The organism is Mycobacterium sp. PTI7, from assembly GCF_056679845.1.
This window is the reverse complement of sequence record NZ_CM155252.1, coordinates 2,597,290-2,612,647: the sequence shown is the minus strand read 5'-3', so window position 1 is coordinate 2,612,647 and position 15,358 is coordinate 2,597,290. Positions and strand designations below refer to the sequence as shown.

The 15,358-nt window shown below is 72.4% G+C and carries 10 protein-coding genes; 2 read left to right on the top strand and 8 right to left on the bottom strand.

Features of this window, described 5'->3' with window-relative positions:
* Nucleotide 1: 1 nt before the first annotated feature.
* From AC1MEY_RS12515 to AC1MEY_RS12485, 7 genes are all read right to left on the bottom strand, one after another.
* Nucleotides 2–1,771 (bottom strand): zinc ribbon domain-containing protein, encoded by a 1,770-nt coding sequence (locus AC1MEY_RS12515; RefSeq protein ID WP_480230931.1) that lies wholly within the window; start codon nt 1,769–1,771, stop codon nt 2–4.
* Complete coding sequence (locus AC1MEY_RS12510) at nt 1,768–3,384, bottom strand: S53 family peptidase (RefSeq protein ID WP_480230930.1); 1,617 nt, start codon at nt 3,382–3,384, stop codon at nt 1,768–1,770. Before AC1MEY_RS12510 ends, AC1MEY_RS12515 begins: the two co-directional genes overlap by 4 nt.
* Before the next feature lie 17 nt (nt 3,385–3,401).
* On the bottom strand, nt 3,402–3,680 hold the full coding sequence (locus AC1MEY_RS12505) for a hypothetical protein (protein WP_480230929.1): 279 nt from the start codon (nt 3,678–3,680) through the stop codon (nt 3,402–3,404).
* A gap of 128 nt (nt 3,681–3,808) precedes the next feature.
* Entirely contained in the window at nt 3,809–4,528 is a 720-nt protein-coding gene (locus AC1MEY_RS12500; RefSeq protein WP_480230928.1) for a sirohydrochlorin chelatase, read from the bottom strand.
* Between the two features lie 4 nt (nt 4,529–4,532).
* Nucleotides 4,533–5,237: a phosphoadenylyl-sulfate reductase gene (locus AC1MEY_RS12495; protein WP_480230927.1), complete on the bottom strand. Its 705-nt coding sequence runs from the start codon at nt 5,235–5,237 to the stop codon at nt 4,533–4,535.
* A 3-nt stretch (nt 5,238–5,240) separates the two neighbouring features.
* Nucleotides 5,241–6,932: a nitrite/sulfite reductase gene (locus AC1MEY_RS12490; RefSeq protein ID WP_480230926.1), complete on the bottom strand. Its 1,692-nt coding sequence runs from the start codon at nt 6,930–6,932 to the stop codon at nt 5,241–5,243.
* Between the two features lie 114 nt (nt 6,933–7,046).
* Nucleotides 7,047–7,160, bottom strand: coding sequence for an Ms4527A family Cys-rich leader peptide (locus tag AC1MEY_RS12485; RefSeq protein ID WP_480230925.1), 114 nt, complete (start codon nt 7,158–7,160; stop codon nt 7,047–7,049).
* A gap of 84 nt (nt 7,161–7,244) precedes the next feature.
* Here AC1MEY_RS12485 and hemW point away from each other — a divergent pair, with 84 nt between their 5' ends.
* Nucleotides 7,245–8,372 (top strand): radical SAM family heme chaperone HemW, encoded by a 1,128-nt coding sequence (hemW, locus tag AC1MEY_RS12480; RefSeq protein WP_480230924.1) that lies wholly within the window; start codon nt 7,245–7,247, stop codon nt 8,370–8,372.
* 60 nt (nt 8,373–8,432) lie between these two features.
* On the top strand, nt 8,433–13,655 hold the full coding sequence (locus AC1MEY_RS12475) for a type I polyketide synthase (RefSeq protein WP_480230923.1): 5,223 nt from the start codon (nt 8,433–8,435) through the stop codon (nt 13,653–13,655).
* An 8-nt stretch (nt 13,656–13,663) separates the two neighbouring features.
* On the opposite strand, the gene AC1MEY_RS12470 is transcribed toward AC1MEY_RS12475, so the two are convergent.
* Nucleotides 13,664–15,316: a (2,3-dihydroxybenzoyl)adenylate synthase gene (locus AC1MEY_RS12470; RefSeq protein ID WP_480230922.1), complete on the bottom strand. Its 1,653-nt coding sequence runs from the start codon at nt 15,314–15,316 to the stop codon at nt 13,664–13,666.
* Between the last annotated feature and the right edge of the window lie 42 nt (nt 15,317–15,358).

Here is a 15,358-nt window from a genome sequence, read left to right as displayed (position 1 = left end):
GTCAGCGCGGCGGGTCGCCGCGCCACTCGAAGCTGTTGACGTACTTGCCCATGTCGAGGGCCAGGAAGAAATTCGCGCCCGACGGGTGGCCGGAGCCGAAGTCGGGGGTGAACTCCCGGTACGGTCCGGCGCCCGCGGCGATCAGGGCGTAATCGTTCTTCACCGCGACCATCACCAGGACGCGGGCCCGGGTGTCGTCGGCCACCGACGTGCTCGGGAAGACGTCGTCGACCTCGCCGTAACCCGGCTGGTACCCGACCATCGCGTTGGGGATCTCGTAGTCGAACACGGCGTCGTCGTAGTGCTCGGCGATCAAGGCCTTCGCGATCTCGCGCGGGCTGCGGCCCTCGGCGGGCTGTCCGAACAGGCGCAGGACGCCGCCGTCGCCGGCGAGGAGTTCGAGCACCACCCCGTCGTCCTGGAGCGTCGCCTCGTACGCCGTGCCCTCTGCGGGGTAGGACACCGAGAATTCGCCCGTGTCCGGGGTGAACCGCGGATTGGTGGCCACGGGCTCGCTGATCGGTGGACTCCCGCAGTCCGGTGGGCAGACGTAGTTCGGCTCGGGCGGAGTCAGCAACGCCGACAACGCAACCGAGCCCGCGAGCAGGACCGCCGTGCCCGCGCTCAGCACCGTCGTCAGCAGCGCCGGCCGGGTCGTCCGGCGCGCGATGGCCGTCCGCGCCACCCCGCACCGACTGCAGAACAGCGGACCCGACGCGTCCGCGCCGCACTGCGGGCACGGCTCGAGTGCGGTTCTCTCGCGACGGGCTTCGTGCAGCAGCGTGGTGTGCAGGTCCATTCGCAACACGGCCAGGGCCAGCACGGCGAGCAGGGCATAGAGGGCCACCTCGACGGCGTAGGGCGGCCCGGTGAGATCGACGACGCCGAGGCCGAGGAACGCGATCACGCCGAACGCGGCGACGGCGAGCGGCGACGGCGGCACCCACCTCCGCGGCGGCTCGCCCTCGCGCGGGCCGACGAACCAGAGGCTCGCGCCGAACGCGCCGGCCACCGCCGCTGCAGTCAGCGGGAGCGCCACTCCCTGGACCAGTGCCGCGACCACCAGACCGAGCGCCGACCGCGTGTTCTCGGTGTCGGCCTCCGAGGCGAACGACGACGAAAGGCGGGTCAGCGTGCCGACGCCGGTGAACCAGAATGCGCTCAGCGCACCGACCGCGAACCCGGTCAGCGACTCCCGCCCACCCGGATGCCATGCGCGCACGACCACCGCCGCGGCGAACAGACACAGGACGAACGACAGGGGGACCGCCAGATCCGTCACCAGGATCCGCGTCAGGCTGGGCGGGATCCCCAGGGCGTCGCCACCCTCCCGGGCGGCGGCGGCCTCCGTGCCCAGTGCCCACGCGACTCCCAGTCCGGCGCCGATGCCGACGGTCGCCACCCACGCGGTGCGCGGGAGTCGCGCGACGGCGTCGGTCGCGTACAGGTACGCCACGAACAGCAGCGGGAGGCCCAGCCCGACGACCGCCACCAGCGGCGGCTGCCACCGCCACACCGCCGTGACGATCAGCAGGGCCACCACCGCGGCCGGCGCGAGCCGGAACACGACCAGGAGCCGGCGTGGCAGCAGCGGGAAGATGGTCGTGGTGAGCGCGGGCCGCAGCAGCGGGCCGTCCGACGCCGCGTATGCCGAGCGGCGCAGCCACTCGGGGCCGTCACCACGGCGTGCGGTGGTCCGCGCGCCGCAGCGGCCGCAGAACTCGCCGTCGGCCGGTGCTGCCCCGCAGACGCGGCAGTCGGTCGCGGTCACCGCGGTGCGACGCCCTTCTGGATGTCGAGGAAGTCGTCGACCAGCGCCTCGACGCTGGGGCTGCCCAGTCCGGTGACCAGGTCGTAGCCGGGAGCGGTCAGGTCGACGGCGTTGGCCCCGAGGCCCACGTCTCGGAACCCGGGACGATTGGCCCCGGACGCGACGCGGTAGAGCATCGGGTTGACGTCGCCCAGCGGCCGGCCGCCGTTGGCGACGAGGTACTGGTTCATGATCGCGGTGAGCCCCGCCCAGATCGGCGCGGCCTGCGACGTGCCGGCGCCGACCAGATCCTGACCGTCGAATCGGATCCGCACCCCGGTGAAGGGATCCGCCGCGGCGGAGACGTCGGGGGTCAGGCGTCGCTTGCGCTTCCCGCCGTCACGGTCGATCTCCAGGCCCCGCTGCCACGCCGGCCGGGGGAACAGCTTCGACACCCCGCCGCTGGTGCCCTGCGACAGCGGCGCGTCGAACCACGCCTGCTCGGCCTGCCACCGGCCCGCCTCGTCGGTGGACAGCGTGGTGCCGCCGACCGACGTCATCGCCGGCAGCGACGCGATCGCGTCCAACCCGACGTCGTCCGGCCCGGGTGGCGACGACCAGTTGGACCCGCCCTTGCACTCCAGCCCGGCGGTGTCGCCGCTGGCGATGAACGCCGACGTCCCGTGTCGCTGAGCGCGTTCCAGCGCCGACTGCACCGGCTTGAGGTCCGTCGCGGTGATGAGTGCGTCGCATCCCCAGCCGATCGAGAGGCTCCACACCGCTCCGCGATGCTCGCGGTCGACCTCGTCGAACATCTCCGCGATGCGCTCGTAGGTGCGGCCGCCCTCGAGCGTGGGCCGGGCGTTGACGACCACCTTCCGCGCGTCGGGTGCGGCGGCGTGCGCGACCTGGAGGTCCATCACGGTCTCGGCGCCGTTGGTGTCGTCGGGCATGCCGCCGAGCAGTTCCGGTCGAAGCGGCGGCAGTCCCGACGCCTCGGCGTACTCGTCGAGGTCGGTCTGATCGAAGCCGTGGAAGGCGAAGACGACGATGGTCTGGCCCTTGCCCGTGAATCCCCGCGCCGCAAGTCCGTTCGCGTCGTACACCGTCAGGAGGTGGTTCGGTGTCAGCCCCTGGCGCGGCACGTCGAGCGGGAACGTCCACGGCCGCGCCTGACGATGCGGCGTGATGCCGAGGATGCGGCCGACGTCACCGACATCGCCCCGTACCGCCTCCGGCACGCCGGGCTGGCTGGGCGAGGCGTAGAACACCTCGCCCCGATTGCTCCGGTACTCGTGCACGGGCACGTCGAAGGCGCCGGCGAGCGCGGCTGCTGGGCCCGCGACGATGGCCCAGTCCTCGCCGTCGCGCCGGCGCACGCGCAGGCCCTCGGCCTCGGCCCACGCCGTCAACGTCGTCGATGGCCGCGCCGAATCGTGAAGTGCCACGGTCAGTTGCGCATCGGCCCGGTTGGACGGACCGAGGTCGGCGGACGCGGCGAGCAGTGCGGCGTACGGCCCCGCGATGGTGGTCGGCGCATCGGATCGCCGAACGGGGTCGGACGCCAGCACCGTCGTCGCACCGAGCAGCGTCACCGTCAGGCAGGCGCCGAGAAGCAGCCTGACGTGGGTCACGACGGTGCCGGAGCCCGTCAGTTGCGGTGGCTTCCGTTCTCGCGGTGGTTGCCGGGTGCCTGCGTGGGCGCCGGCGGTGCCACGACCGGCGGCGAGAAGCTGTTCGCGCCACCGGGAGTGAGGCCCTTCTCCGTCGGGGTGGGCGTCACCTCGGTGGTCGTCGTCGTGGTGGTGGTCGGCGTCGTGGAGGGGCTCGGCTCTTCGCTGCTACTGCATGCGGTCAGCGCACCCATGGCGACGATCGCGCCGCCGCCCACGACGAGTGCCAGTCGCCGGGCGATCGATCCTGAATTCATGGTGTCGTCCATTCTCATCCCCGGGATTGGCACCGACGGCTGCCAGGTGAACCGTCGGCGATCAACATCAACGTCAATATCGTGCCATACGCAAGGCAAACCGTGGGGCGAAGTTCGGAGAGTGCGTGTCAGGCCGCGAGGTGGACGGACCGTACGTCGTCGAAACGATCCAGCAATGCCGCCGCCACCAGGTTGTGCGACCCCAGTGGTGCGGTCATCGTGGCGCCGAGACTGTCCACCGACGCCGCCACCCGGTCGGTGATGCGCCCGTGGGCGAGGAACCAGGGGGCCACCACGATGCGGCGCGCACCCCGGTCCCGCAGCGCGCGTGCCGCGTCGTCGACGGTCGGGCTCGGACGGGTGGCGAGTGCGGTCTCGACGCCCGCCCAGGCGGTGCCGGCACCCAGGATCGACGCGACGGTCGCGGTACGTGCGTTGGCGGACTCACTCGACGAGCCGACCGCCGCGACGACGACGCCGACGTCCGGATCGTCCTGGGAGACACCGTGTTCGGTCAGCCGCTGACCGAGCAGGCCGATCAGCGCCGGATCCTCGCCGAGCACCTCGGCCTGACGCACGGCGGCACCCGACGCCTCGATCATCGAGGGGATGTCGACACGCGCGTGGTACGCGCCGGCGAGCAGCATCGGCACGACCACCGCGGAGTCGCCGCGCGCCGCCAGGTCGGCGAGCACGTCGGCCAAATTGGGCGCGGACTGCTCCACGAAGGCCACCCGGACCTCGAGCCACGGGCGCAGGCGCCGCATCCGGCCGGCCAGTGCCTGGGCGACCTCGGGCGAGCGCGGGTCGGCGCTGCCGTGGGCCGTCAGGACGAGAACCTCGGTCACGGGGTCACGACGCGTGCAGCCCGCACTCCGTCTTGGACAGCCCGGCCCAGCGGCCGCTGCGGGGATCCGCGCCCGCGATCGGCTTCGCGGTGCAGGGGAGGCATCCGATCGACGGGTAGCCCTCGTCCACCAGGGGATTGACCAGCACGCCGTGCTCGTCGATGTAGGCCTGCATCTCGTCGTCGGACCACGGCGCGATCGGGTTGATCTTCACCAGGCCGAAACCCTTGTCGAAGCTGATCAGCGGGGCGTTGGCGCGCGTGGGCGCCTCCACCCGGCGGATGCCCGTCACCCACGCGGAGTACCCCTTGAGGGCCTTGCCGAGCGGTTCGACCTTGCGCATCCCGCAGCACGAGGCGGGGTCGCGGGCGAACAGGTCCTTGCCGTGGATCGAATCCTGCTCGGCCACCGACTTCTCGGGCCGCACGTTGACCACGTTCACGTCGTAGACGGCCTCGACGGCATCGCGCGTGCCGATGGTCTCCACGAAGTGGTAGCCCGTGTCGAGGAACAGCACGTCCACGCCGGGGCGCACCTTGGTGGCCAGGTCGACCAGGACGGCGTCCTGCATGTTGGACGCCACGATGTAGTCGCCACCGAAGTGGTCGTCGGTCCAGCGCAGCAGTTCGACCGCCGACGCGTCCGCCATCTCCCGGGCGCCGCGCTCGGCGAGTTCGATCAGGTCGTGCTCGGTGCGCAAGTCAGTCATGTGTTACCTCAAATCGGCTTCGTCTGCTCGTACTGCCCACGTAGCGAAACGCTCGCCGTCCTCGCGTTGTTTCACGAAGTTGCGAACGACTCTTTCGATGTAGTCGCCGAGTTCGTCGGACGTCACCTTGTGCTGACGCAGTTTGCGGCCGAAACCGCTGTCCAGGCCCAGGCTGCCACCGAGGTGGACCTGGAAACCCTCGACCTGCTCGCCGTTGCCGTCGTCCACCATCTGGCCCTTGAAGCCGATGTCGGCGACCTGGATCCGGGCGCACGAGTTGGGGCAGCCGTTGATGTTGATCGTCACCGGGACGTCGAGCTGGGCGTTCAGGTCGTCGAGCCGCTGCTCCAGTTCGGGCACCAGCACCTGCGACCGGCTGCGGGTCTCGGCGAAGGACAGCTTGCAGAACTCGATGCCCGTGCAGGCCATCAGGTTGCGCCGCCAGTGCGACGGCTGCGAGGGCAGGCCCAGTGCGTCGAGCCCGGCGCGCAACTCCGCCAGCTTGTCGTCCGCCACGTCCAGGATGATCAGCTTCTGATACGGCGTGAACCGGATCCGGTCGCTGCCCGCGGCCTCGGCCAGGTCGGCGACCTTGGTCAGGATCGTGCCGGACACGCGGCCGGCGATCGGTGCGACGCCCACCGCGTTCAGCCCGTTCTTGAGCTTCTGCACGCCGACGTGGTCGATCGGCCGGGTGACGGGGGTCGGCGCCGGGCCGTCGATCAGCGGGCGCTTGAGGTACTCGGTCTCGAGGACCTCGCGGAACTTCTCCACGCCCCAGTCCTTGATCAGGAACTTCAGGCGCGCCTTCGCGCGCAGTCGGCGGTAGCCGTAGTCGCGGAAGACGCTGACCACGCCCTCCCACACGTCGGGCACCTCGTCGAGCGGCACCCATGCGCCGACGCGCTGGCCGAGCATCGGGTTGGTCGACAACCCACCGCCGACCCACAGGTCGAAGCCGGGGCCGTGCTCGGGATGCTCGACGCCGATGAACGCGACGTCGTTGACCTCGTGCACCACGTCCTGCAGGCCCGAGATCGCGGTCTTGAACTTGCGCGGCAGGTTCGAGTACTCGGGCTTGCCGACGTAGCGCTTGACGATCTCGTGGACCGCGGGCGTGCCGTCGATCACCTCGTCGAGGGACTCGCCGGCCAGCGGTGAGCCCAGCACGACGCGGGGGCAGTCGCCGCAGGCCTCGGTGGTCTGCAGGCCGACCTCGTCGAGGCGCCGCCAGATCTCCGGCATGTTCTCGACGCCGATCCAGTGGAACTGCACGTTCTGCCGGTCGGAGATGTCGGCGGTGTCGCGGCCGAACTCCGTGGAGATGCCGCCGAGGGTGCGCAGGGACGCCGCGGTCAGTGCACCGCCGTCGCTGCGGACGCGCAGCATGAAGTACTCGTCCTCGAGCATGTCGGTGTTGTCGTCACCGGTCCAGGTGCCGTCGTAGCCGGGCTTGCGCTGGGTGTAGAGACCCCACCAGCGGAAACGGCCGCGAAGATCGCCCTTGTCGATGCTCTCGAAGCCGCCCTTGGCGTAGATGCTCTCGATGCGCTCGCGGACGTTGAGCGGGTTGTCGTCCTTCTTGGCCTGCTCGTTGGCGTTGAGCGGTTCGCGGTAGCCGAGCGCCCACTGGCCTTCGCCGCGTGGCCGCTTGGCCGGCTTGGCCTTGGGTGGCGTGGATTCTGCTGTGGTCATGGGGTTCGCCCCTTCTTGCGAGGAGCTGACGTTCGGATCGCTACACACCGGGGGCTGACCGGCGGCGAGGACCCGGGCGGCCAGCTGAAGTTCAGTGTGGCAGGTAGACCGAGATCAAGCGCTGTAGGGAAGACAGCAACTGCTACATACCCGCTTGAAGTCGACATGCCGCCGGGCCACCAGCGAGACGCGGGTGGGCGAGCTGAGAGCGGCGGTCACGTCCGCCATTCTGCCACGGGCGGCGCCATGTGCCCCAACCGGCCCGGATTCAGGCTCGTGGTGAGCAGAAGTCGCTCTGGGACACTGGACGGCGTGACCATCCCCTTCGGCGTCTACGTGCACGTGCCGTTCTGCGCCAGCCGATGCGGATACTGCGACTTCAACACCTACACCCCGGCGGAGCTGGGCGGCGCCAACCCGGAGGGCTGGTTCGAGGCGCTGAAACGGGAGCTGGCGCTGGCGGCCGGCGGGCCTGCCGGCGGCCGGGCGGTGGACACGGTCTTCGTGGGCGGTGGCACGCCGTCGATGCTGGGGCCCGACGGCCTCGCCGAGGTGCTCGACGCGGTGCGGGCCGAGTTCGACCTCGCACCCGGTGCCGAGGTGACCACCGAGTCCAACCCGGAGTCCACGTCGCCGGAGTTCTTCGCCCGCCTGCTCGACGCGGGGTTCACCAGGATCTCTCTCGGCATGCAGTCGACGGCCCCGCACGTGCTCCGCGTGCTCGACCGGGTGCACTCGCCGGGGCGGGCGGTCGCGGCGGCGCTGGAGGCCCGGTCCGCCGGCTTCGAGCACGTCAACCTCGACCTCATCTACGGAACGCCGGGGGAGACCGACGACGATCTGCGGCGTTCGGTCGACGCGGCGATCGGCGCCGAAGTGGACCACGTGTCCGCCTACGCCCTGATCGTCGAGGACGGAACCGCACTCGCACGACGGGTGCGCCGCGGCGAGGTCGCGACACCGGACGACGACGTGATGGCGGCCCGCTACGAACTGCTCGACGAGCGACTGTCCGAGGCCGGCCTGGAGTGGTACGAGGTGTCGAACTGGTGCCGCCCGGGCGGGGAGTGCCTGCACAACATGGGGTACTGGGCCGGCGGCGAGTGGTGGGGTGCCGGTCCGGGCGCACACGGCTACGTCGGCGGCAGGCGCTGGTGGAACGTGAAGCACCCCAGCACGTACGCCGAGTCGCTGGCCCGGGGTGAGTCACCGGTCGCGGGGTCCGAGGAGCCCACGACCGCCGAGCGTCACCTCGAGGACGTCATGCTGCGGATGCGCCTGCGCGACGGCCTCCCAGTGAGCCTGCTGGACGACCGGGAACTCGCCCGCGCCGAAAGCCTCTGCCGCGACGGGCTTCTGCTGGACGGCCACGGTCGCCTGGTGCTGACCGACCGTGGCCGGCTGCTCGCCGATGCCGTCGTGCGCGATCTGCTGGACTGACCGCTCGGCGACCCTCGGGTAGTGCACCCCTCGGCGGTGCCCTCGTGACAAGATCGTCGCATGAACTTAGGCAAGGCTAACCAGCGTTCGGGCGACGGCGCACTGCCGACGCCGATCGCCGTGATCGGCCTCGGCTGTCGCGTCGCCGGCAACGTCGGGACCCCCGCCGAGTTCTGGTCGTTCCTGCTCGAGGGTCGCAGCGACGTCCGCGAGGTGCCCGAGGAGCGCTGGGAGCCCTACCTGCACCGCGATCCGCGCAATGCCGCGGTACTCCGCGAGACCACCCGCCGGGGTACCTTCCTCGACGACCTGCCCGGCTTCGACGCCGAGTTCTTCGGCGTCTCGCCCCGCGAGGCGGAACTGATGGACCCGCAGCAGCGGCTCGCCCTCGAGGTGAGCTGGGAGGCGCTCGAGCACGCCGGGGTGTCGCCGAAGACGCTCGCCGGCAGCGACACCGCCGTGCTGATGGGCGTGAACTCCGACGACTACGGCAAGTTGATCATGGAGGACCTGACCGGCATCGAGGCCTGGACGGGCATCGGAACGTCGTTGTGCGGCATCGCCAATCGCGTGTCGCACCTGCTCGACCTGCGCGGGCCGAGCGTCGCCCTGGACGCGGCCTGCGCGGCGTCGCTGGTCGCGGTCCACCAGGCCTGCCAGATGCTGCGCGCCGGCGAGACGTCGCTGGCCCTCGCGGGCGGCGTCAGCGCGCTGATCGGTCCGGGGCTGGTCCGCGTGCTGGACGAGGCCGGCGCCACCGCCCGCGACGGCCGGTGCAAGACGTTCGACGCCGCGGCCGACGGCTACGGCCGCGGCGAGGGGGCGGGCGTCGTGGTGCTCAAGCGGCTGGCCGACGCCGAACGCGACGGCGACCGCGTGCTGGCCGTCGTCCGCGGTGGCGCCATCGCCCAGGACGGCCGGACCGTAGGGATCATGTCGCCCAACGGCGACGCCCAGGCCGACATGTTCCGGCGGGCCTGCGCCGCGTCGGGCATCGACCCGGCCGGCATCGGGTTCGTCGAGGCGCACGGGACCGGTACGCCGACGGGCGATCCCACCGAGGTCGGTGCACTCGCCGAGGTCTACGGCGCGGGCCGCGCGGACGGCGACCGCTGCCGGATCGGCTCCGTGAAGCCCAACGTCGGCCACCTCGAGGGCGGGGCAGGCGTGATCGGGCTCATCAAGACCGTTCTCGCCCTGCACCACGAGGCCATCCCGCCGACCGCGGGCCTGACCCGGCTGACCCCGGCCGTGGACTGGGCCGGCAGCGGACTGCGCGTGCCCACCGAGGTCGAACCCTGGGCCCGCTCGCAGACCCCGCGGCGCGCCGCGGTGTGCAGCTACGGCTACGGCGGCACCATCGCCCACGTCCTGCTGGAGGAGGCGCCGGCCGCGGCCCCGCGGCACCGGGCCTCCGACGGACCGCGGGTGGTCCCGGTGTCGGCGCGGTCGGCGACCCGGCTGGCCGGCCAGGCCGAGGCGCTGGCCGACCACCTGCGCGTCGTCGACGTCGCCGTCGACCACGTTGCCACGACCGCCTGGACCCGGCGCGGCCACGAGCGGTTCCGGGCCGCGGTGGTCGCCGAGCACCCGCACCAGCTGGTCGCGGGCCTCGATGCGCTCGTCCGCGGCGAGGCCGCCACCAACCTCGTCTCCGGCACCGTGCCCGCCGACGGCGGCCGGGACGCCGTCTGGGTGTTCTCCGGGCACGGCTCGCACTGGACGGGCATGGGGCGCGAACTGCTCGCCGCCGAACCGGTCTTCGCACGCGTCGTCGACGAGGTGGACGACGTCTTCATCGCGGAACTCGGCTTCTCCGCCCGGGTGGCCCTCGAGTCGGGCGACCTCGGCGGCACCGACCGGGTGCAGGCGCTGATCTTCGCCATGCAGGTCGGGCTGGCCGCCGTGCTCCGCGACCGCGGCGTGACGCCCGCGGCGGTCATCGGGCACTCCGTCGGCGAGGTCGCGGCGTGCGTGGTGTCCGGGGTCTTCACGCTGCGCCAGGGTGCGGCCGTAGCCTGCTTCCGGGCCCGCGGCTTCCGCTCCGTGGCGGGCGAGGGCGCCATGGCACTGGTCCGGTTGCCGTTCGACGAAGCCGCCCGACGGCTGAACGACCGGACCGACGTGGTCGCGGCCATCAGCGCGTCGCCGGAGTCGACGGTGATCTCCGGTCGCGTCGACGCCGTCGAGACCGTCAGCACCGAGTGGTCCGACGCCGGGATCCTGATGCGCCGCGTCAACACCGACGTCGCGTTCCACAGCCCCGCCATGGACGCCCTCACCGGCGACCTCGCGCGCAACGTCGCGACCCTGGCGCCGTCCCGGGCCGCCGACGTCCCGCTCTACTCGACCGCCCTCGCCGATCCGCGCTCGACGGCCGCGCGGGACGCTGACTACTGGGTGACCAACCTGCGCGGCCGGGTGCGCTTCGCCGAGGCGGTGACGGCGGCGGCCGAGGACGGCCACCGACTGTTCCTGGAGGTGTCCGCCCACCCGGTGGTCTCCCACTCGATCGCCGAGACCCTGCTGTCCCTGGGCATCGACGAGCACGCCGCCGTGCCGGTGCTGCGCCGCGACGCCCCCGAGGTGCGCGCGGTGGCGACCGCCGTCGCGTGGCTGTACTGCCACGGCGCCTCGGTCGACCCCGGGATCGACGCCGCGGATCCGTGGGCGGGTGACCTGCCCGGCACGCAGTGGCAGCACCGCCGCTTCTGGCGTACCCCGACGCCGCCGCCGGGCGGCAGCGGCGTGCACGACGCGTCGACCCACACGCTGCTCGGCGGCCGCACCGACGTCACCGCGGGCGTCCCCACCACGATGTGGCAGACCCGCCTCGACTACGACAGCCGGCCGTACCCGGGGACGCACCCGGTGCAGGGCACCGAGATCGTCCCCGCCGCAGTCCTTCTCAACACGTTCCTGTCGGCGGCCCGCAGTGGCCGACGGTCGCGGCCGGGGGAGTGCGAGGGCATGGGCCTCGCCGACGTCCGGTTGCGCACACCCGTCGCTCCCGGCCGCTCCCGCGACCTTCGGATCGTGCTGCAGGACCGCGAGATGACCCTGTCCTCGCGGCTCGTCGAGGACGCCGGGCGCGAGGGCGGTTGGCTGGTGCACAGCAGTGCGGCGGCCGCCGTCGCCGATGACATTGACGAACTGCTTTCCGCCACCCGGGATCTCGACGCGGCGCGGCTGCGCTGCACCGAGGTGCTGCCCCGGCGGCACGTCGTCGACGCGCTGGCCGGGCTCGGGGTCGCCGCCATGGGATTCGACTGGGACGTCCGGGATCTGCGCCGCGGCCACGACGAGCTGCTGGCCGTCGTCGCCGCCGGCGCCGACGACGGGGTGCCGACGTCCTGGGCGTCGCTGCTCGACGCGGCGACCTCGGCGGCATCGGTGATCTTCGACGGTCCGCCCCGGCTGCGCATGCCCGCGCGGATCGAACGCGTCCACGTCCACGGCGACCCACCCGCGGTGGCCACGCTGACCGTCCGCCGCAGGCCCGGCACCACCACCACCGACGTCTGGATCACCGACGCGGCGGGTTCGGTGCTGCTGTCGATCGCGGGCATGGGCTTCGAGGAACTCGAGAACCGGGGACGGGAACCCCTCGCCGACGACGTGGGCCGGATGCTGCACCACGTGGCCTGGCACGGGGTCGAGTGGGGCGCCGAGGACCGGCCCAGCGGCGTGGTGCTCGTCGGTGGCGATGCCGACGGCCTCGACGCCAGCGTGCGCGACCTGTCGGCGGCCGAGGTGCCCTACCGGGCGGTCGAGGATCCTCGCGAACTGACCGACGACGTCTGGACTGCGGCAACGGATTTGGGTCGGTCGGCGGTGGTCGTGGTGCTCCCGCGTCAGGACGACGATCCCGAGGCGTCGGTCGACCTCGTCGTGCGGACGCTGCGCCGCCTGCAGGAGCTGCGGTCCGCCGCGCGCCTGTGGGTGCTGACCACCCGCGTGCACGAGGGCGCTCCGGCGCACGCGCCGCTCTGGGGTCTGGCCCGGGTGGCGGCCGCCGAACACCCGCAACTCTGGGGCGGCGTCGTCGACGTCGCCGACGGGCGGATTCCACTCGGGGTCGTCGCGTCGCTGCACGGGCACGGCGTGGTGGTCGTCCGCGACGGGGTGGCACGGGTGGCGCGGCTCGCGCCCGTCGCACCCGGCTCGGGCGCACCGATGGAGTGCTCTCCCGGCGGCACCTACCTGATCACCGGCGGCACGGGCGTACTCGGACTGCTGGTGGCCCGACGGCTCGCCGACCTGGGCGCCCGCCGCCTGGTCCTGCTGTCGCGCTCGGGCCTACCGGCCCGGTCGTCGTGGGCCGAGGTGGGCCGGCCGGAGGCCGTGCGGGCGGTCGCCGCGCTGGAGGAGCGGGGCGTGTCGGTGACGATCGCCGCGGTCGACCTCGGCGCGGCCTGTTCCGCCGACGCACTGCGCGCGGTGCTGCACGACCTGCCGCCGGTGCGCGGCGTCGTGCATGCGGCGGGCGTCGAAGCCGGTGCGCTGCTGACGAACACGACGGCGGACGACTTCGCCGCCGCCATGCATCCGAAGGTGCGCGGCACGCTCGTCCTGCACGAGGTGTTCCCGCCGGAGCAGCTGGACTGGATGGTGCTGTTCTCGTCGTGCGGATACCTGGCCGGCTTCCCCGGACAGGGCGCGTACGCGTGCGCGAACTCGTTCCTCGACGTGATGGCACGGCACCGGCGCAGTCTGGGCGACCGGACCACGGCGATCGCGTGGACGGCGTGGCGCGGCCTCGGGATGGGCTCGGCGTCGGAGTTCGTCGCCGCCCAACTCGATGCGCTCGGCATGGGCACCGTCGCCGCCGACGATGCGATGCGGGCACTCGACCTCGCGATGCGCGACGGCGACCCGAACGTCGTCGTGCTGCCGCTGCTCCCGGCCGCCGCCACCGTGCCGATCCTGGCCGACGTGGCGCCCACCGTGATCTCCGCGACCTCCGCGGCCGATGAGGCCGACCGCGACGCCGAGTCCGGCGTTCCCGCCGGCGGGGCCGACCCGGAGTGGCTGGCCGCGCAGGTCCTCAGCGCCGTCGCCGGACAGCTCGGCCTCGCCGAGACAGACGTCGACCCCGACCTGCCGCTGGTCGAACTCGGCGTGGACTCGATCATGACCGTGCGGCTGCGCCGCCAGCTGGAGAAGCAGACCGGTCTCGCGCTGTCGCCAACGCTGCTGTGGGAGCACCCGACCGCCGCCGCGGTCACGGCGCGGCTCGTCGAGATGCTCGGCGCCGACGAACGGGCGACCTCGGCGCGCTGATCCGCCGATCAGCGGCCCGAGATCGCCGCGATCACCTTCTTCTTGTCCACCTTGCCGACCGCCGTGGTCGGCAGCGACGGCATCGGCACCAGCACGTCGGGCCGCGCATGCGTGGACGTTCCGCGCTCGTCGAGGAAGGCGTTCAGCTCGGCCAGATCGATCGGGGCACCCCTGAAGACGACTGCGGCGCCGATCTTCTCGCCGAGATAGTCGTCGGGCAGGGCGACCGCGGCGGCGGCGTACACCGCCGGATGCGTCAGCAGGTGGTCCTCCAGATCGGTCGCCGACACGGTCTCGCCGCCGCGGTGGATGACGTCCTTGATGCGGCCGACCACCTCGACGTTGCCCGCCAGCGGACCGTCGGCGAAGATTCGCACGCGATCGCCCGACCGGTAGAAGCCGTCGGGGCTGAACGACCGGGCGTTGGCCTCCTCGGCGCGGTAGTACCCGTTCAGCGTGTACGGCCCACGCACCAGCAGCTCGCCCTCCTCGCCGGGTGCCACCTCGACCCCGGCCTCGTCCACCACCCGCAGCTCGTCGTGCGGTGACACCGGCCGTCCCTGCGTGTTGGCGACGACCTCCACCGGATCGCCGGGTCGGGTGAACTGCAGCATGCCCTCGGCCATGCCGAAGATCTGCTGCAGTCCGGTGGTGAGGCCGTCGTAGATGTAGCGCGCCTCCTCCGGCGACAGCCGTGAGCCACCCACCTGCACCAGCCGCAGCGACGTCGGCAGCACCGGTTCCCACTCGCAGGCCTGGGTCCACAGCTTGCCGAGCGCGTTCACCAGGGCGGTCACCGTCACCCGGTACCGCTCGACGAGGGGGAAGGCGGACTCCGGGCTCGGGTCGTCGGTGAAGACCGTCGTGGCGCCGACGGTCATCGACCCGAGCAGCCCGGGGCAGGCGAACGGGAAGTTGTGTCCTGCGGGCAGCACCACCAGGTAGACGTCGTCGTGGACCAGTCCGCACGCCTGGGCGCTCGCGGTGGCGTTGTAGACGTAGTCGTCGTGGGTGCGGGGGATGAGCTTCGGCAGGCCCGTCGTCCCGCCGGAGACGAGCAGGACCGCGGGCGCGGACACGTCGACGACGACGTCCGGGGGTTCGGCCGACTCCGATTCGGCCAGCGCGGACCAGGAGTCGTACGGTCCCGGGTCGCCGAGGACCAGGACGTGGCGCAGGTCGGGGTTCGCGGCGGCGATCCGAGCCGCCATGTCCCGGTGGTCGAAGCCGGCGACGACGTCGGGGATCACCATCCCCACCGCGCCGCTCACCGAGGCGAAGTGGCCCATCTCGGCGGCGCGGTGGCCGGGCAGGCAGAGCACGGGCACCACGCCGGCCCGCAGCAGCGCGAACGCGGCGACGGCGAACTCGCGCGAGTTGGGCAGCTGCAGCAGCACGCGGTCGCCCGGGCGCAGTCCCCGTGCGATGAGGGCGCCGGCGATGCGATCGGCCAGGGCGTCCAGTTCGCCGAAGGTGTACGAACCGCGCGCGTCGATCACGGCGGCCTTGTCCGGCCACTGCTCTGCGGCTCGCCGGAGGATGGTGTCGAGCGCCCGGCCCTCCCAGTAGCCGGCCCGACGGTAGACGTCTGCCCGGGCTGGCGGAAACGGCACGAAACCCCGCGTCAGATCGCGTTGCTGCTGCTCAAAACCGGTGCTCATCGGTGACCTCGTGCCCTTCGGGTAGGTGTTCTCGGCACATCG

Excerpts from the sequence above, each read along its gene's own strand:
- AC1MEY_RS12505 (WP_480230929.1), bottom strand. The coding sequence starts at position 3,680 with ATGAATTCAGGATCGATCGCCCGGCGACTGGCACTCGTCGTGGGCGGC.
- AC1MEY_RS12495 (WP_480230927.1), bottom strand. The coding sequence starts at position 5,237 with ATGACTGACTTGCGCACCGAGCACGACCTGATCGAACTCGCCGAGCGC.
- AC1MEY_RS12490 (WP_480230926.1), bottom strand. The coding sequence starts at position 6,932 with ATGACCACAGCAGAATCCACGCCACCCAAGGCCAAGCCGGCCAAGCGG.
- AC1MEY_RS12485 (WP_480230925.1), bottom strand. The coding sequence starts at position 7,160 with ATGGCGGACGTGACCGCCGCTCTCAGCTCGCCCACCCGCGTCTCGCTG.
- AC1MEY_RS12475 (WP_480230923.1), top strand. The coding sequence starts at position 8,433 with ATGAACTTAGGCAAGGCTAACCAGCGTTCGGGCGACGGCGCACTGCCG.
- AC1MEY_RS12470 (WP_480230922.1), bottom strand. The coding sequence starts at position 15,316 with ATGAGCACCGGTTTTGAGCAGCAGCAACGCGATCTGACGCGGGGTTTC.